The organism is Monashia sp. NPDC004114, from assembly GCF_053603855.1.
Genome location: NZ_JBSGGK010000012.1, coordinates 1 through 24,068, shown reverse-complemented (window position 1 = coordinate 24,068; position 24,068 = coordinate 1). Strand labels below are relative to the sequence as shown.

Sequence of the window (24,068 nt, the reverse complement as noted above, 5' to 3'; positions counted from 1 at the left end):
CACCTCCGCCCGCACCCTCACCGCAGGGGCGCCAAGGGCGCAGCGGACGGGACGGACTTCAGGTCGTGGGAGCCGGACGGCATTCCTGGGTATGTTCCCGGTTGGCTGATCGGAAGACCCTCCACCGACAGGACAACCCATCATGGACTCAACAGACGTCAGGTCCGCCGCGACCCGTGCGGGCAACAACCGGGCTCTCGAGCTGACGGCGCGTGTCGGCTACGCGCTCAACGGAGTGCTCCACGTGCTCCTCGGAGTCATCGCACTGCAGATGGCGTGGCTCTCGAGCAAGGCCAGCGCCGACCAGTCCGGGGCCCTGGGCACGCTCTCCGACAACCCGGTCGGCAAGGTCGTCCTCTGGGTGGCGGTGCTCGGCTGGCTCGGCCTCGCGATCTGGCAGCTCAGCGAGGCCGTCGGTGGCGTCCGCAGCGCCGGAGACCGGGTCAAGGCCGCCGCGAAGTGCATCGTCTACCTCGCCCTGTCGTGGACGGCGTTCAGCTTCGCGACCGGCTCGGGCAAGAGCAGCAAGAGCCAGACCCGCGACTTCACGGCCACCCTCATGTCCAAGCCGGCAGGCCAGTGGCTCGTCGCGCTCGTCGGTGTCGTCATCATCGGTGTCGCGGTCTACCACGTATACAAGGGCTGGCGGCGCACCTTCCTCAAGGACCTCGAAGAGCACCCCGGGCGCTGGATCGAACGGGCCGGGCGCTTCGGCTACATCGCCAAGGGGGTGGCACTCGGCATCGTCGGGTTCCTTTTCGTCATCGCCGCGGTGCGGCACAAGCCCAGCGAGGCCGGCGGGCTCGACACCGCGCTGCGCAGCCTGCTTGGCGCGCCTGGTGGACAGCTGCTCCTGACGGTCGTGGCGCTCGGCCTCATCGCCTACGGGATCTACTCCTTCGGCCGCGCCAAGCACGCCCGCGTCTGAACCGTCAGACGCCTCCCCGGTTGCTTTCCGAAGCAGTTCAGCCGGGGATGAATCAGAACGGCCCGACCGCACTCTGTTGATGACCGCATCACAAGTGCAGGAGGGCACCAATGAACACGTACCTGAACGAGAAGATCGCTCGTCAGCGCAGCGTCGACCTGGACCGTCGGACGCGGCGCGCACAGCGACCGGTCACCGACACTCCGACCACGCCCCAGCGCGGCCTGATCCTCAGCCTCGGGATCCGCTGGGTGCGGGCCCAGGTGTCCGGCACCTGATCGGTCACTAGATACATCGGCGATCGCCGGGAGCCCGAGGGTTCCCGGCGATCGCCGCGTCCGGGGGCGTTGTGCCGCCCTGCCGGAGCTGGTATGCCTACACCGACGTGCGCGCCGTCGCCGCTGTGTCCGCCGCACGCGTGGTCGTCACATCACGACGCAGGTAGTTCCAGGCGAGCAGTGCGCAGACGATCCCGTTGAGCATGCCGATGAGGATGTCGCTCAGGTGGTGCATGCCGCGGTAGAGGCGCCCGTAGCCGACGAGCAGCGGGACGACGAGACACACGACGGTGACCAGGCGTCGCAGCCAGGCTCGGCGGATCCGCTGGGCCATGAGCGCGAACGTCAGGTAGAGCGCCGTCGCCGCGCCCATGTGCCCGCTGGGGTAGCTGGATGTCGGCGGCGCGGGGTCGAGATGATCCACGGGCGGGCGCTGGCGCCCGACGATCGTCGTCGCGGCGACGAACACGCTCGCCTGCGCGGCGATCGCGATGGCCGGGACGACGGCATACCACCATTGTCTGGTCCGCCACCAGACGAGGGCAGCGACGATGACGCAGGTCCCGATGATGATCTCGGTGTTGCCGGTGTGCGACCACACCGCCGTGACCGAGTCCCACGTCGCGGTCCGCAGCCGCTGCACGGCGCGGCTCACGTCGTTCTCGCTGGGCAGGCCACCGAGCGGGCCGCTGATGAGGAAGCCGAGGGCGGTGATCGCGCCGAACAGCAGAACAGCCGGCGCGAACACCCGCAGGGCCGCGTCGCGAACGGCGGACCCGAAGGTCGGGCGTGTCTGGTCGATCTCGTAGCGGTGGACGAAGCGGTTTCTCACGTGCTTCCTTTCGTCGGCTCGGGTCCCGTCCGGCCCTCCGGAGGGGGCGGGTCGTCAGGTTGGGCGGGGTTCCACCCGAGGTAGCCCAGGTACGACGCCGTGGCCAGGCCGACGCCGAAGAGGATGCCCGCCACGACGTCGGACGGGTAGTGGACCCCGAGGAAGACTCGGTCGAGCGCGGTCACGAGGACCAGGACCGAGAGGCACCCCACCAGCCAGCGTCGACCAACGGGGCTCAGCAGCGGCCACAGCAGCAGCACCATCACCGTGGACACGGCGGCGGCGTTCGCGGCGTGGCCGGACGGAAAGCTGTACCCGGGCGCGTGCGACACCGGGTCGCTGACCACGGGGCGGGCCCGCTGCACGATCTCCTTGAGCACGAGCTGGAGGTTCCAGGCGATCATCATCGTGATGAACGCCCACAGGGCGCGGGTCGCGAGGCCGTAGCGACGCCACACGACCAGGCAGACGACCGACGCGACGATGTAGAGCCACCTGGGCTGGGTCGCCTCCTGCCAGGCGATCAGGAAGGTGCGCAGCCAGGGGTTGTCGCGGGTGATGTCGGTGGCCGCGACGATAGCCCGCTCATCGAGCTCGATCACCGGCAGGAACTTCTCCCGGACGATGAACGCCAGCGCGGTGATCGGCACGGCGAACGCCAGCCCGTAGCCCACGGCCTTGAGCAGCCGTCGGCCACGGCCGAGGCGGTTGCTCCCGCTCCTCAGTGCCGTGCCCCGGACTCGTCTCAGGTCAGCCAACGCGCACCACCAGTGCCTCCGGCTCGACCCTCACGTCCAGACGGGAGCGGGGTCCGATGGCCTCGCCGTCGATCTCGGCCTCGACCGGGTGCCGCGCCTCGACGGTCAGGCGAGAGCCGCGCAGCCGGTCGAGGCGGCCATGGCCCGCGCGATGCCTGGTTGCGATGTCGACGATGACCGAGACCCAGCCGAAGGGCCCTTTCGGGGCGATCACGACCGCGTCGAGTATGCCGTCGTCCACGCGGGCGTCCGGCAGGAGCTCGATGCCGCCTTGGAGCGTGCCGCAGTTGCCGACCACGACCGTTCGCGCGTGGCGCGTGACCTTCTGGTCGGTCGTCGTGCCGACGTGGACCGGGAATCCGCGTCCTACAAGGCGTTTCGCACCTGCCAGGACATACGCGACCCAGCCGACGGCGGCCTTGACGGTCTCGTTCGTCTCCGCCATGACCTCACCGTCGAGGCCGAGGCCCGTCATGACGAGGAAGACGAGCTCGGAGTCGTCGGCCGTGCCGGCCGAGGTGCTCTCGGCTGTCGCTGGGCTGTCGTCGGACACCCAGTCCTCGGAGCGGGCCAAGCCGGTATGGGCCTGGGCGGTCCCGCCCTCTGCCTTGACGAACCCGACGTCGATCCGCCGGTCCGACCCGGTCAGCAGCGCCTCGACGGCCGCGTCCAGCCGGTCGACCGGCAGGCCGAGGTTGCGGGCGAGAAGGTTCCCGGTGCCGCCGGGCAGCAGGCCGAGAGCCACGTCCGATCCGACGAGTGCTGCAGCGACGGCACGCACCGTGCCGTCCCCGCCGAGCGAGGCGACGACCTGCGCACCGGCCTCGACCGCCTCACGAGACTGCCGCTCCCCCGGCTCGTCCTCGGTCGTCTCGATCCAGCACGGCGCGTCCCAGCCGTGCCGGGCCGCCGCATCCGCGACAAGCCGCTTCGCGGCGTCGAGATCGTCCACCTTGACCGGGTTGTAGACGACGGTCAGGCGACGACGCGCGGTGGCGGCGGCCGGGTCGGGGCCAGGGTCTTGCATGCATCGGATCCTAGGTACTGGGGGGACAGGTCAGCGGGCCACGCGAGCAGCCTTCAGTCGTCATACCCGCCGCGACGCTTCCCGTGTCACCCCAGCGGCTCGGGGTAACCTCCGGACCGTGCCCACCATCCGTCGGCGGCTCCTGGTCGCCCTCCTCGTTGCGATCGCCGCCGGGCTCGTCCCGATCGGCAGGGCCGGCAGCCTCCTCGTGCACTCGCTGATCGGGTTCATCGCGGGCGGCCTCTCGTTCGCCATCCCACTGCTCGTCCACCTCCTGAGCCACGACGCGCCCGCGACGCGGGACAAGGTCGCGGGCCGGGACGGCGACGCCGCGTGGTACGACGTGGTCGTCATCGTCGTCGGGCTCGCCAGCCTGTTCGGCGTCGCGGTGCTGCTCATCGCGACGAGGGCCAAAGGCACCGAGCTCGTCTTCGACGCACTCGTCGGCATCTTGGCGGTCGGTGTCGGCTGGCTGTGCGTGCACACCGTCTACACGCTGCGCTACACGCGGCTCTACTACGCGAGCCCGGCTCCGCCGATCGACTTCAACCAGTCGGAGGACCCGCAGTTCTCCGACTTCGCCTACTTCTCGTTCAACCTCGGCATGGCCTACCAGGTGTCCGACACCAACCTGCGCTCCTCCGCCGTGCGTCGTGTCGTGCTCGGCCACACGCTGCTGGCCTATCTCTACGGCACGATCATCATCGCCTCGACGATCAACCTCGTCGTCGGCATCGGCGGGTCGCTCTGAGGCCAGCGCCGGCCGCACGGGATCGTGGGCGGGGCCCCGGTGCGCTTACTCGGCGACCGCGAGGCGCGCCTCCTCGTCGCGCACCCACATCGCGATGAGCCCACCGAAGTGCGCCATGAACTTGTCCCGCTCGTGGGCGGGGTACGTCGTGACCACGGTCGTACGAAGCAGCTTGTCGAACGCGTCCGACCGGACCCACTCGAGCACCGCACGGTCGAGGTGCGACAGGTGCCGGTCGCAGAAGGCCCAGTAGTCCTTGGTCTCGAAGTACTCGTCAGCGATCGCGAGGTAGGCGTCGAGCTTCTCACCGTCGGTGAGGTCCTCGCGGTCCGCGACATCGAAGTAGCGCCGCATCTCGAGGTCGACCCGGCCCTGCCGCCCGGTGACGAGGCAGTACGCCGACCAGCGCACCAGCGCCTTGATGGCCCACGGGAAGTAGTAGTGCAGCGAGGTCACGGCGACGTCGGGGCACGCGTTCGCGTAGTCGATCGGGTAGACGTCATCGCCCTTGACGAGCATCTCCGCCGAGTTGAACTCCCAGCCGAACATCGCGTTGACGATGCGGCTGATCGCGGCCGCCTGGCGGCCCGCGGAGGGGTTGAGGAAGTCGTAGCTCACGGCATACCGGTTGTGCATCGGCTGCTCAGGGCGGAAGTCCATGACCATCGTCTCGGGGCCGATCGACAGCGCCCGCGCGAAATGGTCGTACTCGACGGTCGACTGCAGGTGCATGAGCATCTCGCCCGACTCGTCGTACGCCTTGACGAGGTCGGACTCGTCGTTGATGCGGGAGACGCCACGCCAGCCACCACCGTCGAACGGCTTCATGTACATCGGGTAGCCCAGCTTGTTCGCGATCTGCTTGAGGTCGAACGGGCGGTTGTACTTCGCCGACGTGTAGGCCCACCGGACGTTGTCGACGGGGTTCTTGTACGGCACTAGCCACGTCTCTGGGACCTTGAGACCGAGCCGCATGAGGGCGCAGTACGCGCTGTGTTTCTCCATCGACTGGAACGTGAACGGGCTGTTGAGCAGGTAGGTGTCGTTCATCAGCGCGGCCTTCTTCAGCCACTCGCGCGGGTGGTAGTACCAGTACGCGAGGCGGTCGATGACCAGGCCCGTCCGGACAGGTTGTCGCAGGTCGAACGGCTCGATGGTCAGGCGCTCACTGCTCAGCTCGTGGGTGACTCCGTCGTCGGTCGTGATCGGGCCGACCAGCCTGAGCAGCTCCTCGAACGCTGTCGGCCAGTCCTCCTCGGCTCCCAGCAGCAGACCGATGAGGTGGTTGCGGGTCTCAGCCATGTGCCTCTCCTGCTCGATCGTTCGGGTGGTCCGATCCTTGCAGGAGTGTCAACAGCAGGGGGTCGAACGCGGCTTGCCAGCTCGGCCAGTCGTGTCGCCCACCAGGGATCTCGGCGAACGTCACCTCGCAGCCCTGCCTGCCGAGCGCCGCGGCGAGCTGCCGGTTGTTCGCCAGGTTGCCCTCCTCGCTCCCGCACGTCAGGACGATCCGCGCCCTCGTGCGGCTACGACGCGCGCGTCTCACCGAGGCCACGAAGGCTGTGACCTGCTCCCAGAACTCGAAGTCCTCCTCGTCGTCGAGCCCCTTGCGGAAGAAGGACCCGGACTGCAGGAAGAGCCCGCCGAAGGTGCCGGGCCGCAGCCACTCGGCCTGGAAGGCCGCGAGCGCACCCAGGCTCGCTCCGACGATGGCGGGCCTGCCCACCGTCCCGTATGCCGCCCGCACCCGTGGGAGCACGTGCCCGGTGAGCGCTTCGGCGTAGTCGGGATTGGCGGCATACCGCTCGTTCCGCGGGCCCGGCTCGAGCAGGACCACGCGGTGGGCTGGGACTCGGCCGGCGGCATACCACTCGCGAACCACCTTGAGCAGGTGGGCTTTTCGTGAGTAGTCAGGACCGTCGTGGACGAGCAGGAGCGGTAGCGGGTCGGCACGACGCGTGCCCGTCGGCGACACGACGGCGAGCTCGATGCCGCCGACCGGTGTGCCGGTGACGCTCAGCCGGGTGCGACCCACGTGCGGCGCAAGCTCGGCGCCGGCCTCAGGCCTTGGCCTTCTTCACCTTCGGCGGCAGCGTCGCGACGTAGTCACGCGCCCGGTCGAACCACGCTGTCTTGTCGGCATCGCTGAGGTCTCCGGGCAGCGAGAGGTAGCCGCCCATCGGGCGCTCCTCCGGACCGAAGGGGCCGCTCCCCGGCAGGGCGCGCAGCTCGTCGAGTCCAGCGCCGTCGAGCTTGACGCCGACGTTCTCGCCGAAGAGGCCGGCGAACATGTTGCCGTTGACGAACGCGCCGAGGCTGCCGAACATCGGCTTGACCTCGACCCCTGGAGCGTCGGTGACGAGCGTCCGGAAGTGCGCTTTGGCCTCGTCGCTGTGCTTGGGCATCTTCATGGTGCCCATCACACACCAGTCACACGCCGCGAACCACTACATGGGCTCGCTCCGCTCGCCGTGTCCGGCGCGCCCTGACGTCACACCATCCCTGTTTGTCTGGGCTCGCTCCGCTCGCCGGGTTCGGCGCGCCCTGACGTCACGCCTTCCCTCCTCGGCTGGCTCGCTGGCGCTCGCTTCGCTCGTCAGTCCAGGCGTGACGCGCCCCGAACCCTCGGCTGGCTCGCTGGCGCTCGCTTCGCTCGTCGGTCCAGGCGCGACGCGCGCCGAACATCACATGGGCTCGCTCCGCTCGCCGTGTCCGGCGCGCCCTGACGTCACGCCTTCCCTGTTTGTCTGGGCTCGCTCCGCTCGTCGGTCCAGGCGTGACGCGCGCCGGACTGGCTCGTCGGTCCAGGCGTGACGCGCGCCGAACATCACCTGGGCTCGCTCCGCTAGCGTGGCTGGATGGAACGGGTGACCGGGATCGGTGGCTTCTTCTTCCCTGCCGAGGACCCTGAGGCGTTGAGGTCCTGGTACGCCGAGCAGCTGGGCGTCGATCCTCCGCCGGCCGCCGAGGGCGAGGAGCCCTGGATGCAGGCCGCGGGACCCACCGCGTTCGCGCCGGCCGACGTCGGCGCCGAGCACCTCAGCGGTCGAGCGTGGGCGATCAACTTCAGGGTGCGCGACCTCGATGCCATGGTCGAACAGCTCCGCAGGAACGGCGTCGAGGTCCGGGTCCACGAGGAGGAGTACTCCTACGGGCGGTTCGCCGAGCTCGCCGATCCCGAGGGCAACCCGATCCAGCTGTGGCAGCCCTCCGACGACGAGCCCGGCTGACGCACCTCAGGCCGCGACCGCCCGGCGCGCGGCCGCCGGGGAGCCCGGCGTGGGGGCGAACCGCCAGACCAGCCCCTGCTGCACGAACGTCCACAGGTTGTTGAGCAGCCAGTAGATGAGCAGCCCCGCGGGCACGAACCCGGCTGCCGCGAGGATGCCGACGGCACCGACCCACGGCATGAGCCGCTGCACTGAACCCATGACCTCGGGCAGATCGGTCGGATCGGTCATCGGCAGGACAAACCATCGCTGGGTGGCGAGGCTGAGCGTCGCGGCGGCCACTGCGACCGCGACCATCACCAGCGCGGCCGGAAGGCTCTGGCTCAGGACCGGTCCGAGATGGCTGGTCAGGTGCAGACCGAGCACGGACGCCGCGGAGGCGGATGCGACGAGCCCGACGTCTAGAGCGCCGACCGACTGCCCGGCGGCCAGGTCGGACACGACGCGGTAGACCGCATAGAAGATCGGCACCTGGAGCAGGACGGGCGCCAGGCTCCAGCTCGAAACGCCGTGCTCGGCGTGGATCCGCTTCTGCTCCTCACGCATGGCGGTCAGCTGTGCGAGATCGCGGCTGCCGGCATACCTCGCGCGCAGCTCGCGCAGCTGCGGCGCGGCATGCGCCCTCGCGTGGGACGCCCTCACGCCGTGGATCGTGATGGGGAGCAGGAGGGTTCGGACGGCGACAACGAGCAACAGCAGGGCGACGAGCCATGCGCCCGCCGATCCGGGTGCGAGGCCGATGGCGCCGGCGGCGTCGTGGGATGCGGCCAGCACGAACGAGACGGCTGTGGTGAACGGGGACATGAGGTCAGGCATGGGTGAGCTCCTCGGCTCGGCCGACCGCAGGGGCCGGCGGGGTGGACGGGTGGGCGCAGGCCCGTCATGCCGCGAGGGCGGCGAGACGGGTCAGCTCCGACCCGGAGCCCGAGGTCGCTGGGGGCAGGTGGGTGCCCCGAGGGCGCACCAGTATGCCGTGGGCGCGTCCACCTCGCCCGCCCGCGCGTGTGGCATGACGACGGCCGGGGTGGCCCGCACCGCGATGCGGCGTGCTGTCGCGAGCAGGGCGGCGAGGGCGGCGACGGTCGCGGCGACGATGAGCGTCTGGCCCACGCTCGGGCCAGAGACCGCCGCGCCGACCACGGCCAGCAGGAAGGCGAGACTCGCGAGCATCGAGACGATCGACATGGTGGACCCGGCCCGGGATACTCCAGCCCCAGCCGCTTCGTCACGCCGAACGGTCACCTGTGCCCCCTCCCGGACGCCTCGATGGATGAGACCGACAGCTGTCGCGTCGGGTTCCCTTCTCTTCGAGAGTACGTCAGCCGACGCCGCGAGCCCACGCGACCGCCGTCTAGAGTGCCCGGATGACCGACCGCGACCTCGTGCCCGGCTGCTACCCCTGCGACCGTCAGGCGTCCGGCCCGCTCCCACCGCGCGAGGACGTCGTGCACACCGACCACTGGCGGGTCGCAGTCGCCTTCAACAGCACCCTGCCGGGCTGGCTCGTCGTCTTGCCGACACGACACGTGACGTCCTTGACGGAGCTGTCGCCTGATGCGGCGGACGAGCTCGGTGGGCTGGTGCGCCGCCTTGGCCTAGCCCTCGAGGCGGTCACCGGCTGCGTCAAGACGTACCTCATGCAGTTCTCGGAGGCAGAGGGGTTCTCCCACCTCCACATCCACGTGGTCCCCAGGATGGGAGACCAGCCCGAGCTCGTCCGCGGGCCAAGGGTGTTCGCCTATCTGGTCGATCAGGAGGCGCAGTGGCCGCCGGAGTCCGAGCGCGACGCGGTCGCCTTGTCGGTGCGCGCTGCCCTCTGCTGAGCGGGCCACGTGGCAGACGCCTCCTCGGCCGGGCCTGGTCCGGCCAGCGCTAGCCGCTCGAAGGCACGACCGCTGTTCTGGTCTCCGAGGCGTGCACGACCAAGAGGAAGATCGCGGCGACAAGAGCCGTGATCCCGCAGATGGCCCAGACCGTCATGTAGCCGGAGAGTGACGCGTGGGCTGTGGCCTCCGCGTCGACGGACCCGGCCGACGCGAGCGCGATCGCGAAGACACTCGACGCGAAGGCGCCGCCGATGGTCTTGGTCGTGTTCGTCATGCCAGTGGTCATGCCGGTGTGGGTGCGCGGTGCCTGGGCGGCCGCCGCGGTCGGCAAGCCGGCCACCAGTGCACCGGAGCCGAGCCCGGCGATCACCATGTTCGTCATGGTCTGGGCCAGGGTGTCGTGGAACGGCAGGAAGAGCAGGTATCCGAGAGCAACGAGAAGTGCTGCCACCACCATCGCGATCCGGGTGCCGACGCGACGCCCGAGGACGTGGAGGAGCATCGCGCCGACGGCGAGCGACAGCACGTAGCCGCCGATGATGATCGACACGCGTCCCGCGGAGGCGCCGAGGCCGTAGCCCGTCACGGCAGGGTCGGTCCGGGCGAAGGTCGACAAGGGGATCTGGGCGCCGAGCACCGAGACGCCGAAGAGGAACGCAGTGGCCTGGACCGGCCACTGCCCTCGGGCGCCGAGGATCCTCAGGTCGACGAGTGGCTCGGGATGGGCGAGCTCGGCTCGCGCGAAAGGCACGAGGGCGGCGAACCCGAGGACGACCACGAACCACGGCCACGGGCTGCCCGGCCCCATCACTCGGAGCATGACCAGGCCGCCCATGACGAGACCCAGCGCCAGGGTGATGAGCCAGAAGCCACGCCAGTCGATGCGGCCCTGGGCGAGCACCGGCGACTCCTCGACGCCGAACCAGATCGCAAAGAATGCCAGGGTGACCACGACTGCGGGAACCGCGAGCAGCGCTGTCATGCCGAGGGACTCGGCCAGGGCACCGCTGGTCAGCGCACCCGCGATGACACCCAGCTCGAGCCCGGCGACGAGCAGTCCTGCGGCTCCGCGGACCCGCGACTCGTTGCCCGCCGTGCGGCGGTGGATGATCGCCACCTCCATCGGCAGCCACACGACGTAGAACCCCTGGATCGCCCAGGCGACGAGGAAGAGGCCGAACGTGGGGGCGAAGGCCACGCCCCACGACGCCAGCGCCGTCACGACGGTCGACAGAAGCAGCACCTTCCGGTGGCCGATGAGGTCGCCGAGCCGGGCGAGGAGTGGCACGACGAGCGCCGAGACGATGAGCTGTGCCGCCTCGAACCAGTTGACGTCGGCATCCTTGATCGACAGGTGTCGGGCGATGTCGGTGAAGATCGGGGTGTAGTAGCCCTGGAGCACGCCGCTCGCGAGCTCGACGCAGATGAGGAAGCCGACGACCTTGGTGATCGGGCTGCGCGCGAGGGCTTTCGCGGCGTCGGCAACGGCGGTGTTGTCGGTCATGTGGTCCTCACTCGTATCTGCTGTGGACTCAGAGCCGCTCGATGAGGCGGCGGTACCACGCGACGCCGTCGCGCAGGTCGTCGACGCCGATGCGTTCGTCGATCCCGTGGATCGCCGCGCGCTGCGCGTCGGTCATTCGGAACGGCGTGAACCGGTAGACCCGCGGCCAGACCTTGTGGAAGTGGCGCGAGTCGGTGGCCGCCATCATCACGTAGGGCACGGGGACGGTCCCCGGGAAGACGTCTGCCAGGGCGGAGGCGAGCACCGTGTATGCCGCATCGTTCGTCGGCGACACGGGGCTCGGCTCGTCGCCGTTGACCAGCGTCACCTCGACGCGAGGGTCCTTGATGGTCTTGCGAACTCGCTGCACAGCGCCGTCGACCGTCTCCCCGACCATGACGCGCATGTTCACGTGAGCGCGCGCTGTGTCGGCGATGACGTTGGCTCCTTGGGAGCCCTCCAGCATCGTCACCGCCATGGTCGTGCGTGTCATCGCCTCCGTCTCGTGACCGAGCCGGACGAAGACGCGTGTCAGGATCGGGCGGAGGCGGCGGGCGTTCGAGAACACCGGTGCGAACGGCATACGGGAGTGGGGGCCGAGCCGCTCGATCATGTCGATGGTGGGGTCGGGCAGCCGAGCCGGGAACGGGCGCTTCTCCAGCCGCATGACCGCGCGGGCGATGCGCGCCGTGGCCCCCATCCGCTTCGGAGCGGATGCGTGGCCGCCGTCGCCCCGGGCGGTCAGCTGCACGTCGACGCAGCCCTTCTCGGAGACGCCGATGACCGCGATCGGATCGTCGACACCCGGCAGCGCGCCCTGCACGATGGCCCCGCCCTCGTCCATCACGAACCACGGCTCCGCACCCCGCTCGCGAAGCAGCCGGACAGCCTCCTTGGCGGCGCCTCCGGACACCTCTTCGTTGCAGCCGAACGACAGCCACACGTCACGTCCCGGTGTGAAGCCGGCCTGGATGAGCGACTCGACCGCCTCGCACGTGGCGACGAGAGAACCCTTGCAGTCCAAGGCTCCTCGCCCCCAGATGTGGCCGTCTGCGATCTCTGCGGCGAACGGTGGATGGGTCCACATCGACTCGTCGCCCACCGGGACGACATCGAGATGGGCCATGAGGACGACCGGTCGCTCCGGCGAGCGCCCGGCCCAGTGCACGAGCAGTGCGTCGCCTGCGATCCGCTCCACCTCGCACGTCTCGTGCAGGCGCGGGAACAGGCGTCTCAGCTCGTCCAGGAGTGCCGTGAACGCTGCGCGGTCCTCTTGCGCGGGGTCCCAGCTCGAGACGGTCGGGATGCGGATGCACGCGCGCAACGCCTCGACGACGTGGTCGTCGGCGACGGGCACCCGCGCGGCGTCGGCCTGGCTCTGCATGGACGGAGCGTATGCCGTCTTCCCGGTCGAGGTATCAGCACGGGCTATGTCCCGACCGTTCACCTCGACCGGAACACCTCGAACGGCCCACGGCCGCCCTGGACACGCCGACGTGTCCGATGCACTGCTCCGGTAACGCTGAGCGGGTGCCGAACGTTCTGTAGACAGGCGCCGTTCGGCCCCCTCCTCCCGAGAGTGGACGGCGCCGGCTCCCGGACCGGTCCCACCCGATCCGGGAGGCAGCGAAGCGGGGGCACCCCAGTCAGGGGTGCCCCCCGCTCGCCCCCGGAGGGGGCGATCACCGGAGGATCAGAGAGCCTCGAGGTCGTTCATGCGGACTGCTCGAAGGTGCGGCGGGCGATCCGACTGGCTGTCGTTCTGCTGTGGTTTCCGGCCCGCTCCGGTCGGCGTTGGACCCCGGACATGGAGAAGGCCGGGTGCCGCCCCCACGGCCCCGGCCTTCGGTCCCGCCCCTAAGACAGCTACATCGCACTCACGCCGTCGCGCGTTACAACCCGCCACGGGTGGCGCCGGCCTGGTCGTCGATGGTGATACCCCATCCGGGCGGTTGGGGTAGCCGGCCATGGCAGTCAATGCCGTACTTCCCCTTCTTGGGCGTTTCCTGGCCGTGGTCCTCGCGTGATGAGATGGACGTCGGCGAGGAGGTGCGGTGACGGACTACGGGCACGAGGTGCAGTTCGGGATCTTCGCCAGCCCTGAGGCCGGCCACGTGCGCGACACCCTCGAGCTCGCACAGCTGGCCGACGTCGCGGGGCTCGACCTGTTCACCGTCCAAGACCACCCGTACAACGCTCGCCACCTGGACACGCCGACGCTGCTGACAGCCGTCGCGGCCCGCACGTCCACGGTCAGGGTCGCCGCGAACGTCGCCAACCTGCCCCTGCGCTCCCCCGTCGGGATCGCCAAACAGGTCGCCACGCTCGACATCGTCAGCGGCGGCCGCGCCGAGCTCGGCCTCGGCGCGGGGGCCTTATGGGACCCGATCGTCGCCGCCGGCGGACCGCGCCGAAGCCCCAAGGAGGCCGTCGACAGCCTCGTCGAGGCGATCCAGGTCGTGCGTGGCGTGTGGGGCGCCGACCCGGCCGACCCTGGTGCGCGATCCTTCACCTTCGAGGGCGAGCACTACTCGGTCACGGGACTGCACGTCGGCCCGCGCCCGGTCCACGACGTCGAGATCTGGCTCGGCGCGATCCGCCCTCGCATGCTCCGAGTCACCGGACGCCTGGCCGATGGCTGGCTGCCGAGCATGGGCTACGTGCGGCCGGAGATGCTGGCCGACCTCAACGCCGTGATCGACGATGCCGCCGTCCGGGCCGGCCGCGGGCCACAGGCGGTGCGGCGGATGTACAACGTCTTCGGCCAGTTCGGAACCGGCAGCGGGCTCCTCGAGGGCACGCCGGCCGACTGGGCGGAGCAGCTCGCCGCGCTGACCCTGGAGCACGGCATGAGCACCTACGTCCTGGCCACCGACGACCCGGACACCGTGCGACGCTTCGCCGAGGAGGTCGCGCCGGCGACGCGCGAGCTCGTCGACGCCGAGCGGGCCCGCCGCGCCAGCGAGACAGCCCCCTCCGAGCGGCCCGAGTCCACCGCCATCGGGGGACCTGTCGCTGCCCCAGGGGGCCGTGCTCCGGCATTCCCGCTCGCGGTCCGGCCGACGCCGGACGACGGCACTCGCCTCAGTCGGGAGCTCCCCTGGCGTGAGGACGACCGACCCGTGGCGCCCGCCCCGGGCGACGCGGCATACACCGTCGCCGAGCAGGCGGTGCCGCAGCACCTCGTCGACATCCACGACCACCTCCGCACCGAGCTCGACCAGGTTCGCGACGTCGTCGACCAGGTCCGACGCGGTGCCTTGAACACCGGCGCCGCCCGTTCGGTGATCAACACGATGGCGATGCGCCAGAACAACTGGACGCTGGGCGCCTACTGCGAGTCGTACTGCCGCGTCGTCACCGGACACCACACGCTCGAGGACCGCAGCATCTTCGTGCACCTGCGCCGCACCGAGCCCGAGCTCGCCCCGGTGCTCGACCGACTCCTGCAGGAGCACCATGTCATCGCGGACGTCCTCGAGCAGGTCGACGAGGCCCTCGTCTCGCTCGTCGGCGTCGACGCCTACGGCCACGCCGGCGTCGAGGCCTTCGACGAGATCCAGCGCGCGCTCGACCTGCTCACCGACACGCTGCTGTCGCATCTGGCGTACGAAGAGCGCGAGCTGCTCCACCCGCTGGCGCGCCACGGCTTCGGCTGAGCCCCCAGGAACCCGTCAGCCGGAGCGGGCGGCCGCGCCGTGCGAGAGGGACTCCACGACCGCACCGCAGAACTGGGGCAGGTCATCGGGCTTGCGGCTTGTGATGAGGTTCCCGTCGATGACCAGCGGCTCGTCGACCCAATCGGCACCGGCGTTGCGCAGGTCGGTCTGAAGACTCGGCCACGACGTCATCTTCCGGCCTTTGAGGACGCCCGCCTCGACGAGCGTCCAGGGCGCGTGGCAGATCGCCGCGACGGGACGCCCTGACGCCATGAAGTCCCGCACGAACGCGACAGCGTCGCGATGGGTGCGCAGGTTGTCGGGGTTCGCCACCCCACCTGGAAGCACGAGCGCGTCGTAGTCCTCCACCCGCGCATCCCCGACCGTGGCATCCACCGACCTCGTGTCGCCCTTGTCGAGATGGTTGAACATCTGGACCGTCCCGGACGACGGGCTGATCAGGACCGCCTGGTGCCCCGAGTCGCTCACGGCCTTCCACGGCTCGGTCAGCTCAACCTGCTCGATGCCCTCAGCCGCTACCAGGAACGCCACCTTCTTGCTCATCTCGCCTCCTGTCGGGCGCCCCCAGGACGCCCGGCTCGTCGATCACTGCGTGTACCCAAGCCCTACCCAATAGCCCTCGGCTCATCCGGCATCGCACGTCGTGGCCGCACTAGAGTCGGGCCATGGCGAGGGACCCAGTCATCGCTCTGGTGCCGGGCATCTGGCGCATCCCGCTCGTGCGTGACCTCGTCAACGGCTTCATCCTGCGCGACGCGGATGGCCAGGTGACGCTCGTCGACATGGGCATCAAGCCGTCCGGGCCGAAGGTCATGGCCGCCCTGGCCGCGATCGGGTCCGGACCGTCCGACGTCACCCGGCTGCTGCTGACGCACGCACACCCGGACCACGCCGGCGGCGCCGCACACGTCGCGGCAGCGACGGGCCGCGCCTTCGCGGTGCACCAGGCGGACGCGGCATACGCCCGTGCAGGGAAGTCGCCACCGCGCGACCGGTCGTTCCTGCTCGGGAGGCTGTTCGACCGGTCGTCGCGGCCCGGCACCGACTACCCGCCGGTGCCCGTGGAGCGCGAGCTCCATGACGGTGAGGTGCTTGCGGTCGCCGGGGGCCTGCGCGTCGTGCACACGCCCGGGCACTCACCCGGCCATGTGTCCTTGCTCCACGAGGAGACCGGGCTCCTGATCACCGGTGACGCCATGTTCAACGTGCTCGGCCTGCGCTGGCCGATCAAGGCCTTCTGCACCGACTTCGCGATGACCAAGCGGACGGCCCACGTGCTGGGCGAGCTCGACTACACCCTTGCGGCGTTCACGCACGGGAAGGAGCTGCGCGACCGACCTCGCGAGGCGATCCGCGCCTTCCTCATGAGGCAAGGATCACGAGGAGACGGCTGAGCCGACCTGGCGGCGCTTGGTGATGTCGGCGCACTCGAGGCAGATCTCGTCGGGGATGACCCCGACCCGCATCAGCCCCGAGAACAGCAGGCACCCGACACAGATGCCCAAGATCGACTCGAGGGCCGGGAAGACCACCATGATCGCGCCGATGGCAACGACCAGGCCCAGCGCGACCGCCGAACCCGTGACGAGGCTGACCACCCACAGGGCGGTCGCGGCCAGCGTCAGGACGGCCCCGATCGTCGCCGCGAACCGCTTCGGCGGACCGGGCGTCGGCCGCTTCGGCGCAGAGACGGTGGGTCGGATCCACCGCTGGACGAGCTGAGCGATCGGGCTGAACTTCGGACCGAGGGCTGCACGCAGGCTGAAATCGACCGCGAGCACGGCATAGAGCCACCACTGCTGGGTCGCCAGGGCGATGACCCCGATGACGAGGACGACCGCCGCGATCAGCCGGACCGTGACGTCGTCGACGACCGCCGGGAAGCGCGAAGAACTCATGCTGACATTATTGACTGCATAAGGAGTGCTTATGCAAGGGCGATTCAGCTGGTGGACGCCGCCAGGGGCTCGCCGGCGACGGCCCGGCGAGTCAGGACCCGGTGGGTGCCGAGCAGGAACGCCAGGTCGAGGACGGTCTTGGCACCCATGAGGAGCACCACGGCGCCGACGTCGTGCGCGGTGCGACCGTCAGGGCCCCCGAGGAAGAAGAAGCCGAGCAGGACCGTCAGGTGCAGCGCGAGAAGCCGCGGATACGGCGCGACCATCACCCAGCCGGCGCCGACCACGGCGCGCTCGCCGCGCCCGAACCAGTTCAGGCCGAGTGAGAGCGTGTGGCTGAGCAGCAGCGCCGACACCGAGGCGACCCAGTCCAGCGGGCTGCCGTGCAGTCCCGCCAGTGCGGCCAGGATGGCGGTGAAGACGCCGTGGACGATGGTGAAGATCCCGTAGTGCAGCGCGAAGAACACCGCGAGCGCCGGATCGCCCGTGACCCACGACGTCCGGGCGAGCCGCCGGGTCAGGCCCCCCAGGTCGATGCTGAGGCCTCGAGCCTGCGCCGCTGAGCCCTTGGTCGTCGTGAGGATCCGGACCGTCGTGGTGAACCAGATGATGACGTTCTCGAACCAGTAGATGACAAGGACGTCGCCCATGCCGAGGCGCCCCTCCATGGCCGCCCAGATGGGCATGAGGTTCGCCCCGACAAGCATGACGGCGCTCAGCAGCCGCGCGGCCGGGGTGGGCAGCCGCCGTCCCAGGTGGGCCATCAGCTCGACCCCGAGGACCCGTAGGAGCACAGTCACGGGCGCCCATGCTGCCATGGACGCCCGCCCGTTTCCTCCCGAGTCATCCCTCGCGTGTCGCAGCCACGGTGCCCCCGAGGACGTATGCCGTCACTCCGCCGCTGCGGCCTACCCGCGCTCGCGCAGCACGCGCAGTGCCACCAGCGCGACCACGACGAAGAGGGTCGCCCCGACCCCGGCCACGACGTTGAGGCTCGTCGTGAACGCGCCCTGCGCCGCGGAGACGAGCTCCCGCGCGGCCGCTGACGGAAGCGCACCGGCGGCGTGCACCGCACCCGCGAGGGAGTCGAGCGCGACCGAGCCGGCGCTGGAAGCGTGCTCGGCAGCATTCCAGCGCAGAGCGCTGGCTCCAGACGCCAGCTGCTCGCGGTAGACGAACGTGGCCAGGGAGCCGAGGCCCGCGACGCCGACGGCGATGCCGAACTCGCCCGAGGTCTCCGAGAGGGAGGCGACCGACCCGGCGCGCTCCGGCGGCGACGACTGCATCATGACGGACATCGTCAGCGTCGAGGGGAGCATGATGCCGAACGACGTCAGGCACATCCCGAAGATCAGCAGGCCGAAACCGGCCGTCGGGCCGACGGTCATGTAGAAGCCGAGTCCCACCGCGCAGAGGCCCAGCCCGGCCGCCATGGTCCGGCCGGTGCCGAGCCGACGGGCGATCGAGGCCGAGGACGACGAGCCGATGAGCAGGGCGACGTTCGCCGGCAGCATCCAGAGGCCCGCCCCGAGCGGGTCCAGACCCGCCACGAGCTGGAGCCACTGCGTGCTGAGGAACGAGACCCCGGCCATGACGACGCCGCCGACGAGCATGACCGCCAGGGCCGTCGAGAAGGCTCGGCTGCGGAAGAGCGACAGGTCGATCAGCGGGTTGTCGATCCTGCGCTGACGACGGACGAAAAGGACACCCATCACGACACCTGCTGCGGCGATGGCGAGGGCAAGAGTGGTGTTGCCGCCTCGGGCGATCTCCTTGAACCCGTAGATGACCGGCAGGATCGTCATGAGCGACAGCACCGAGCTGGCCAGGTCCACCCGCGCTCCCGGCTGGCGCTCCGACTCCGGCAGCACGCGGCGACCGACCACGGCCAGGACGACCATGAACGGCACCCCGAGCAGGAAGGCCGAGCCCCACCAGAAGTGCTGCAGCAGCACGCCGCCGACGAGCGGGCCGACCGCCATGCCGCCCATGAAGCAGCTGAACCAGATGCCGATGGCCGTGGTCATCGACTTCTCGTCGCTGAAGATCGTACGGATCAGACCCATCGTCGACGGCATCAGGGTGGCGCCGGCGATGCCGAGCACGGCGCGCCACAGGATGAGCTGCTCCGGCGAGGACGCGTATGCCGCAGCAACCGATGCGATGCCGAACGCGACCGCGCCGGTGAGCAGCAGCCGCTTGCGGCCGATGCGGTCGCCCAGCGCCCCCATCGTCACGAGGAAGCCGGCCAGGACGAACGAGTAGATGTCGAGCATCCACAGCTGCTGCGTGGTCGAGGCCCCGAGGTCGGCTGACAGCTCGGGGAGCGCGAGGTAGAGGACGCTGACGTCGAGCGAGAGCAGGAGCGCGGTCAGAGCCAGTACGCCGAGGGCGACCCACTGGCGACGCCTGGTCGTCGTCGATGCCGTGGCTGTGGTGGTCGCCGGGGTCCCACGCTCGGCAGAGCTGGCGGTGCCAGGGGTGTCGACGGTGGCCTCGGTGGCCACTCGCTCGGTCGTGGAGCTCATCGGTGTGTCCTTCCGGTCTGTCTGGCTTCGAGCCCTGGTTCGGGGCCTTTCACCACCACGTCGACCGGTCCGGCGGGCTTTCGACACGGGCCGCGAGATTTCTTGGCGTCGTTGCCCGGGCAGACCCGGTCCGGCGTCTCGGGGTCGGGCCCGGCGCGGGCTGCCGAGGCCTGGTGGGGCGACGGGGAGAGCCCCGTGACGGGCCGTCACGCTGTCGGCGCGGCGGCATACCCTGTGTGGCATGTCGAGAGGCGCAGGTGTGCACATCGGAGCCCATGTCGAGCAGGAGGACCCCATCGCGGAGGCCGCAGCCCGCGGGGCGACGCTGTCGCAGTTCTTCCTCGGCGACCCGCAGAGCTACAAGGGTCCGGTCGTGCGCTTCGAAGGCGGCGCGGGCGCCCTCAAGGCGGCAGCCGAGGCAGCCGGCATCGACCTCTACGTGCACGCGCCCTACCCGATCAATGTCGCCTCGCTCAACAACCGCATCCGCATCCCCGGCCGCAAGCTGCTCCAGCAGCACCTGACCATGGCAGGCGAGATCGGCGCCAAAGGGGTCATCGTCCATGGCGGGCATCTCGGCGTCGACGAGGACGCGGCCGTCGGCTTCGACAACTGGCGCAAGTGCATCGACGGCCTCGACATGCCGGTGCCGCTGCTCATCGAGAACACCGCCGGGGGCGACAACGCGATGGCTCGCCGTCTCGAGGCCATCGCCCGGCTGTGGGACGCGATCAGTCAGGCCAAGGGTGGCGATCGCGTCGGCTTCTGTCTCGACACCTGTCACGCGCACGCCGGCGGCAACGACCTCGGGACGGTCGTGGACGAGGTGCGGGCTGTCACCGGCCGGATCGACCTCGTGCACGCCAACGACTCCCGCGACGAGTTCGACTCCGGCGCCGACCGGCACACCAACTTCGGGTCCGGCCACATCGACGGCGAGGCGCTGGCGGGCGTGATCCGTGCGGCCGGTGCACCGGTCGTGTGCGAGACGCCCGGTGGGGTCGAGGGACAGGCAGCCGACATCGCCTGGCTCCGCTCCCGCGTCGACTGATCGCAGGCCCGGGTCCGGAACGTCGGGGGTGCTCCCACGCTGTCGCGCATTTGCACTCTGAGCCATAAGGGTGCAAGACTGCACTCTTGTGAGCCAGAGTGCAACCGTCAGGAAGCTGTCGACGCGACGCCGGATCAACGTCGCGGCTCAGGAGCTCGCGATCGAGCGCGGCTACGACGGGTTCACCCTCGAGGAGCTCGCCGAGGTCGTGGGTGTGTCGCGGCGCACCCTCTTCAACCACGTCGCAGGCAAGGAAGAGGCCGTCCTCGGCGTGCGGCCCGAATTCAACGACGAGGTCGTCGACCGCTTCCGTGCGGGGGGCCCGACCGGTGATCTTGTCGACGACCTGCTCGTCGTCATCATCGACGTGCTCGACCGCGACGACCCGGATCGCGCTGATGCCCAAAGGTTCCACCGGGTCTTCGAGCGCAACCCGGAGCTCATGCACCGCGCACTCAAGGAGCTCGAGCAGATCTGCGCCGAGGCGGTGGCGATGGCGTCGGACCGACCGGGTGAGACCGACCCGCAGCGCACGCGCGTCGTCGTCACCCTGCTCGTCGCCCTCGTGGCCCACGCGATGAACGAGTTCGTCCTCGCCGAGGACGACACCACCGTCGTCGAGCACCTGCGTGCCGCAGTCTCGACGGCACGCGCCCTGCTCACCTGACGGCACGCGCGCTGCTCACCTGACGGCACGCACCCTGCTCACCTGACGGCATACACCCGACCGCCCAGACGGCATACGTCCTGCGTCCTGACGGCGGGCGGCCCAACAACCACCCGCTCTCGTCCCGCCACAGCGTCGTGGCCACGACCGCCCACCACACCCCAGAAAAGAGTCATCGTGGCCACACGTCTCTACCGCCTCGGCCGCCTCGCCTACCGGCGCTGGCCGATCTTCCTCGTCGTCTGGCTCGTCGCACTCGTCGGCATCGCCGGCGTCTCCAAGGCCATCAGCAAGCCGATGGTCGACGAGTTCAGCATTCCGGGCATCCCCTCGGAGCAGGCACAGACGCTGCAGCAGGAGCTCTTCCCGGGAGCGCGCAGCGCCTATGACGGTGCGACCGGCACGCTCGTGATCGCGGCTCCTACGGGCCACACCCTCGCCGAGCCGACGTACCGCAAGGCCGTCGACGTGCTCCTCGCGGACATGCAAGACACACCTCAGCTCGCGCCCGGCACCACCTTCGTCAACCCCGTCGACGCCGCCCAGGCGCAGCGCACCCAGATCGTCGAGGCCGCCGTCAAGGCCGGCCAGCCGAAGGCCGTCGCCGAGGCCAACGCGGCCGCACTGTCACCGCTCAGCGCGGACCAGCGCGTCGGCACGGTCAGCTGGAGCTTCGACGTCGAGTCCCCTACCGACGTCAAGAAGGCGAGCCAGGACGCAGTGCTCGGCGCCATGGACGACGCTCGTGACGCGGGTCTCACCGTCGAGGTGAACGGCAGCGGTATGCAGTCGTTCGAGATGCCCGGCGGGTCCAGCGAGCTCATCGGCATCGCGATCGCAGCCCTCGTCCTCGTTCTGACGTTCGGGTCCCTCGTGGCGGCTGGCCTCCCGATTCTCACGGCACTCGTCGGTGTCGGCATCGGCGCCCTCGGTGTCACCGGCGCGACGGCGTTCGTCAACCTCGGCAGCACGACGCCCATCCTGGCGACGATGCTCGGTCTTGCTGTCGGCATCGACTACGCGCTGTTCATCCTCTCCCGTTATCGCGCGGAGCTGCACCACACCGACGACCGGGAAGAGGCCGCAGGGCTCGCCGTGGGCCGTGCCGGCTCGGCCGTCGTCTTCGCCGGACTCACCGTCATCATCGCGCTGTCCGCGCTGACTGTCGTAGGCATCCCGATGCTCTCCGCGATGGGAATCGCTGCCGCCGCAACGGTTTTCGTGGCTGTGCTCGTCGCCCTGACGCTTCTGCCCGCCATCCTCGGCATGCTCAAGGGGAAGGCATTCGCCGGCCGGGTGCGCCGCGACCGGATCGTCGACGACGGGGACGGCGCGCGTCCCAACGGTGGGTCGCGGTGGGCACGCTGGGTCGGCAGGCACCCGATCGTCATCGGCATGCTCGGCGTCATCCTGCTCGGCTCCCTCACGATCCCGGTGGCGGATCTGCACCTCGCCCTGCCGACCGACTCGACCGCATCGACGGAGACCTCGGCCCGTCGCGCGGCCGATCTGCTCGACGACGCGTTCGGCCCGGGACGCAGCGCACCGCTGCTTCTCGTGGTCGACGCGCGGGAGGCAGGCGACCCGGCGGCAGCAGGCAAGGCCATCGGCCAGGTCGCCGCGTGGGCCGGCTCTCAGAGCGATGTCGCCAACGCACAGGTCATCGCGATGAACCCCGACGGCAACGGCGCCCAGATCCTCATCACCCCGAGGAGCGGGTCCGACGACGTCGCCACCGAGCAGCTGCTCACCGACCTTCGCGACGGCCAGGCGGCCCAGGAGGAAGCCACTGGGACGACGCTCGGCGTCACTGGACTGACTGCCATCCAGACCGATGTGTCCGAGCGGCTGTCCGGAGCGCTCGTGCCCTACCTCGCGATCGTCGTCGGTCTCGCGTTCGTGCTCCTGGTGATGGTCTTCCGCTCGATCCTCGTGCCGCTCACGGCGACCCTCGGCTTCCTGCTGTCGGTCCTGGCGACCCTCGGTGCGACTGTGCTGGTCTTCCAGAACGGGTTGTTCGGCCTCTTCGAGCCGGCGCCGATCATGAGCTTCATGCCGATCCTCGTCATCGGCATCGTGTTCGGTCTCGCGATGGACTACCAGGTGTTCCTCGTGACCCGCATGCGGGAGGCGTATGTCCATGGCGAGTCGGCCAAGGACGCGATCGTCGACGGCTTCCGGTGGAGCGCTCGAGTCGTCACGGCCGCGGCTGCGATCATGATCTCGGTCTTCGCCGCGTTCATCCTGCAGGACCAGGCGCTCATCCAGTCCATGGGCTTCGCTCTCGCGATCGCGGTCCTCTTCGACGCCTTCGTGGTGCGGATGACCCTGATCCCGGCGGTGATGAACCTGCTCGGCGACAACGCCTGGTGGCTGCCGAAGTGGCTCGACCGGATCTTGCCGAACGTCGACGTCGAAGGCGAGTCGCTGACGCGGCACGTGTCCGGCCCGGCGTCGGCCGAGCCCGATCGGGAGCTCGCCGGCACCCACTGACCCGAACAGCACCGCCCGTCCACTTCGACCACCTGGACCACCGTGTCGACCACGACCACTGCCGGGACCGTCGAGGCCATGTCGGGCTAGCGCACCACGTCGCCGGACCCTTTTGCCGCGCTCCGAGCATTCGCCACCGCGACGGTCATGACCGTCAAGGCGTGCGACTGCTCGGGCTGTTGCGGTTGCTCGGTCGGTTGGGGCTGGGTCGCCGGCCTAGACGTGCGGGCGGGGTGAGCGTTGTCGACCTGTGCTCGCGCCGCTGGGTCGCCGGCCTAGACGTGCGGGCGGGGTGAGCGTTGTCGACCTGTGCTCGCGCGGAACGGTTGCGCTGCGTGGGCCGGCGGGTCGGGGTCGGGCTCGGCGGGGACGCGGGCCGGCGCCGGGGGTGGCGGTGGCGGTGGCGGTGGCGGTGGCGGATGCCAGCTGACCAGCTCGGGTGTCACCTCGGCGGTGAGATCGAGCTCGTGGACCCTGGTGTGGTGTCGACCGCACAGCAGCGCCCCGTTGAGCAGGTCCGTGGGCCCGCCGTCGACCCAGTGCACGACATGATGTGCCTCGCACCACTGCGCCGGCACCGTGCAGCCCGGGTACGAGCAGCCGCCGTCGCGGACCGC

Annotated in this window: 25 protein-coding genes; 10 read left to right on the top strand and 15 right to left on the bottom strand. The window is 70.1% G+C overall.

Features of this window, described 5'->3' with window-relative positions; all coding sequences use genetic code 11:
* Positions 1–142: 142 nt before the first annotated feature.
* Together ACWEOW_RS15800 and ACWEOW_RS15795 are read left to right on the top strand one after the other, a co-directional pair.
* A complete protein-coding gene (locus ACWEOW_RS15800) occupies positions 143–928 on the top strand; it encodes a DUF1206 domain-containing protein (protein WP_452270172.1) in 786 nt (261 codons plus the stop codon).
* A gap of 110 nt (positions 929–1,038) precedes the next feature.
* Positions 1,039–1,206, top strand: coding sequence for a hypothetical protein (locus tag ACWEOW_RS15795; RefSeq protein ID WP_452270171.1), 168 nt, complete (start codon positions 1,039–1,041; stop codon positions 1,204–1,206).
* A 97-nt stretch (positions 1,207–1,303) separates the two neighbouring features.
* On the opposite strand, the gene ACWEOW_RS15790 is transcribed toward ACWEOW_RS15795, so the two are convergent.
* Genes ACWEOW_RS15790 through ACWEOW_RS15780 form a run of 3 tightly spaced genes read right to left on the bottom strand, consistent with a single transcriptional unit; the run spans position 1,304 to position 3,823 of the window.
* A complete protein-coding gene (locus ACWEOW_RS15790; RefSeq protein WP_452270170.1) occupies positions 1,304–2,038 on the bottom strand; it encodes a phosphatase PAP2 family protein in 735 nt (244 codons plus the stop codon).
* Positions 2,035–2,796 carry a phosphatase PAP2 family protein gene (locus ACWEOW_RS15785; protein WP_452270169.1) on the bottom strand — a complete coding sequence of 254 codons (762 nt, stop codon included), beginning with the start codon at positions 2,794–2,796 and terminating at the stop codon, positions 2,035–2,037. Before ACWEOW_RS15785 ends, ACWEOW_RS15790 begins: the two co-directional genes overlap by 4 nt.
* The gene (locus ACWEOW_RS15780) at positions 2,789–3,823 is read right to left on the bottom strand and encodes a diacylglycerol/lipid kinase family protein (protein WP_452270168.1); all 1,035 of its coding nucleotides are present in this window, start codon (positions 3,821–3,823) and stop codon (positions 2,789–2,791) included. The genes ACWEOW_RS15785 and ACWEOW_RS15780 overlap by 8 nt, the downstream gene beginning before the upstream one ends.
* Positions 3,824–3,941: 118 nt before the next feature.
* Between ACWEOW_RS15780 and ACWEOW_RS15775 the strand changes: the two genes are divergently transcribed.
* Complete coding sequence (locus tag ACWEOW_RS15775; protein WP_452270167.1) at positions 3,942–4,574, top strand: DUF1345 domain-containing protein; 633 nt, start codon at positions 3,942–3,944, stop codon at positions 4,572–4,574.
* Between the two features lie 45 nt (positions 4,575–4,619).
* Here ACWEOW_RS15775 and ACWEOW_RS15770 read toward each other — a convergent pair whose 3' ends face one another.
* From ACWEOW_RS15770 to ACWEOW_RS15760, 3 genes are read right to left on the bottom strand one after another with little or no spacing between them, the layout of a single operon-like run.
* A complete protein-coding gene (locus ACWEOW_RS15770; RefSeq protein WP_452270166.1) occupies positions 4,620–5,876 on the bottom strand; it encodes an ATP-grasp domain-containing protein in 1,257 nt (418 codons plus the stop codon).
* A complete protein-coding gene (locus ACWEOW_RS15765; protein ID WP_452270165.1) occupies positions 5,869–6,609 on the bottom strand; it encodes an alpha/beta hydrolase in 741 nt (246 codons plus the stop codon). Before ACWEOW_RS15765 ends, ACWEOW_RS15770 begins: the two co-directional genes overlap by 8 nt.
* Positions 6,610–6,634: 25 nt before the next feature.
* Entirely contained in the window at positions 6,635–6,985 is a 351-nt protein-coding gene (locus ACWEOW_RS15760; protein WP_452270164.1) for a TfoX/Sxy family protein, read from the bottom strand.
* Positions 6,986–7,432: 447 nt separating this feature from the next.
* On the opposite strand from ACWEOW_RS15760, the gene ACWEOW_RS15755 reads away from it, so the two are divergent.
* Positions 7,433–7,804 carry a VOC family protein gene (locus ACWEOW_RS15755; RefSeq protein WP_452270163.1) on the top strand — a complete coding sequence of 124 codons (372 nt, stop codon included), beginning with the start codon at positions 7,433–7,435 and terminating at the stop codon, positions 7,802–7,804.
* A 6-nt stretch (positions 7,805–7,810) separates the two neighbouring features.
* Here ACWEOW_RS15755 and yidC read toward each other — a convergent pair whose 3' ends face one another.
* A complete protein-coding gene (yidC, locus tag ACWEOW_RS15750) occupies positions 7,811–8,620 on the bottom strand; it encodes a membrane protein insertase YidC (protein ID WP_452270162.1) in 810 nt (269 codons plus the stop codon).
* A 90-nt stretch (positions 8,621–8,710) separates the two neighbouring features.
* Positions 8,711–8,989 carry a hypothetical protein gene (locus ACWEOW_RS15745; RefSeq protein WP_452270161.1) on the bottom strand — a complete coding sequence of 93 codons (279 nt, stop codon included), beginning with the start codon at positions 8,987–8,989 and terminating at the stop codon, positions 8,711–8,713.
* 179 nt (positions 8,990–9,168) lie between these two features.
* Here ACWEOW_RS15745 and ACWEOW_RS15740 point away from each other — a divergent pair, with 179 nt between their 5' ends.
* The gene (locus ACWEOW_RS15740; protein WP_452270160.1) at positions 9,169–9,627 is read left to right on the top strand and encodes an HIT family protein; all 459 of its coding nucleotides are present in this window, start codon (positions 9,169–9,171) and stop codon (positions 9,625–9,627) included.
* Between the two features lie 49 nt (positions 9,628–9,676).
* On the opposite strand, the gene ACWEOW_RS15735 is transcribed toward ACWEOW_RS15740, so the two are convergent.
* Both ACWEOW_RS15735 and ACWEOW_RS15730 read right to left on the bottom strand, forming a co-directional pair.
* A complete protein-coding gene (locus tag ACWEOW_RS15735; RefSeq protein ID WP_452270159.1) occupies positions 9,677–11,134 on the bottom strand; it encodes an MFS transporter in 1,458 nt (485 codons plus the stop codon).
* Positions 11,135–11,162: 28 nt separating this feature from the next.
* Positions 11,163–12,518 (bottom strand): M20/M25/M40 family metallo-hydrolase, encoded by a 1,356-nt coding sequence (locus ACWEOW_RS15730; RefSeq protein WP_452270158.1) that lies wholly within the window; start codon positions 12,516–12,518, stop codon positions 11,163–11,165.
* A gap of 670 nt (positions 12,519–13,188) precedes the next feature.
* Between ACWEOW_RS15730 and ACWEOW_RS15725 the strand changes: the two genes are divergently transcribed.
* Positions 13,189–14,793 (top strand): LLM class flavin-dependent oxidoreductase, encoded by a 1,605-nt coding sequence (locus tag ACWEOW_RS15725; RefSeq protein ID WP_452270157.1) that lies wholly within the window; start codon positions 13,189–13,191, stop codon positions 14,791–14,793.
* A 15-nt stretch (positions 14,794–14,808) separates the two neighbouring features.
* On the opposite strand, the gene ACWEOW_RS15720 is transcribed toward ACWEOW_RS15725, so the two are convergent.
* Complete coding sequence (locus tag ACWEOW_RS15720) at positions 14,809–15,357, bottom strand: type 1 glutamine amidotransferase domain-containing protein (protein ID WP_452270156.1); 549 nt, start codon at positions 15,355–15,357, stop codon at positions 14,809–14,811.
* 122 nt (positions 15,358–15,479) lie between these two features.
* Here ACWEOW_RS15720 and ACWEOW_RS15715 point away from each other — a divergent pair, with 122 nt between their 5' ends.
* Positions 15,480–16,208, top strand: a complete 729-nt coding sequence (locus ACWEOW_RS15715; RefSeq protein ID WP_452270155.1) for an MBL fold metallo-hydrolase — start codon at positions 15,480–15,482, stop codon at positions 16,206–16,208.
* Here ACWEOW_RS15715 and ACWEOW_RS15710 read toward each other — a convergent pair.
* From ACWEOW_RS15710 to ACWEOW_RS15700, 3 genes are all read right to left on the bottom strand, one after another.
* The gene (locus ACWEOW_RS15710) at positions 16,191–16,712 is read right to left on the bottom strand and encodes a DUF4395 domain-containing protein (RefSeq protein ID WP_452270154.1); all 522 of its coding nucleotides are present in this window, start codon (positions 16,710–16,712) and stop codon (positions 16,191–16,193) included. The genes ACWEOW_RS15715 and ACWEOW_RS15710 overlap by 18 nt on opposite strands.
* Before the next feature lie 44 nt (positions 16,713–16,756).
* A complete protein-coding gene (locus ACWEOW_RS15705) occupies positions 16,757–17,512 on the bottom strand; it encodes a DUF6498-containing protein (RefSeq protein WP_452270153.1) in 756 nt (251 codons plus the stop codon).
* Between the two features lie 108 nt (positions 17,513–17,620).
* Entirely contained in the window at positions 17,621–19,240 is a 1,620-nt protein-coding gene (locus ACWEOW_RS15700; protein WP_452270152.1) for an MFS transporter, read from the bottom strand.
* Between the two features lie 241 nt (positions 19,241–19,481).
* Here ACWEOW_RS15700 and ACWEOW_RS15695 point away from each other — a divergent pair, with 241 nt between their 5' ends.
* From ACWEOW_RS15695 to ACWEOW_RS15685, 3 genes are all read left to right on the top strand, one after another.
* Positions 19,482–20,291: a deoxyribonuclease IV gene (locus tag ACWEOW_RS15695; RefSeq protein ID WP_452270151.1), complete on the top strand. Its 810-nt coding sequence runs from the start codon at positions 19,482–19,484 to the stop codon at positions 20,289–20,291.
* Between the two features lie 88 nt (positions 20,292–20,379).
* Positions 20,380–20,958 carry a TetR/AcrR family transcriptional regulator gene (locus ACWEOW_RS15690; protein ID WP_452270150.1) on the top strand — a complete coding sequence of 193 codons (579 nt, stop codon included), beginning with the start codon at positions 20,380–20,382 and terminating at the stop codon, positions 20,956–20,958.
* A 177-nt stretch (positions 20,959–21,135) separates the two neighbouring features.
* Positions 21,136–23,451, top strand: a complete 2,316-nt coding sequence (locus ACWEOW_RS15685) for an MMPL family transporter (RefSeq protein ID WP_452270149.1) — start codon at positions 21,136–21,138, stop codon at positions 23,449–23,451.
* Positions 23,452–23,726: 275 nt separating this feature from the next.
* Here ACWEOW_RS15685 and ACWEOW_RS15680 read toward each other — a convergent pair.
* On the bottom strand, positions 23,727–24,068 hold a 342-nt coding region (locus tag ACWEOW_RS15680; RefSeq protein WP_452270148.1), incomplete at its 5' end, for an HNH endonuclease signature motif containing protein.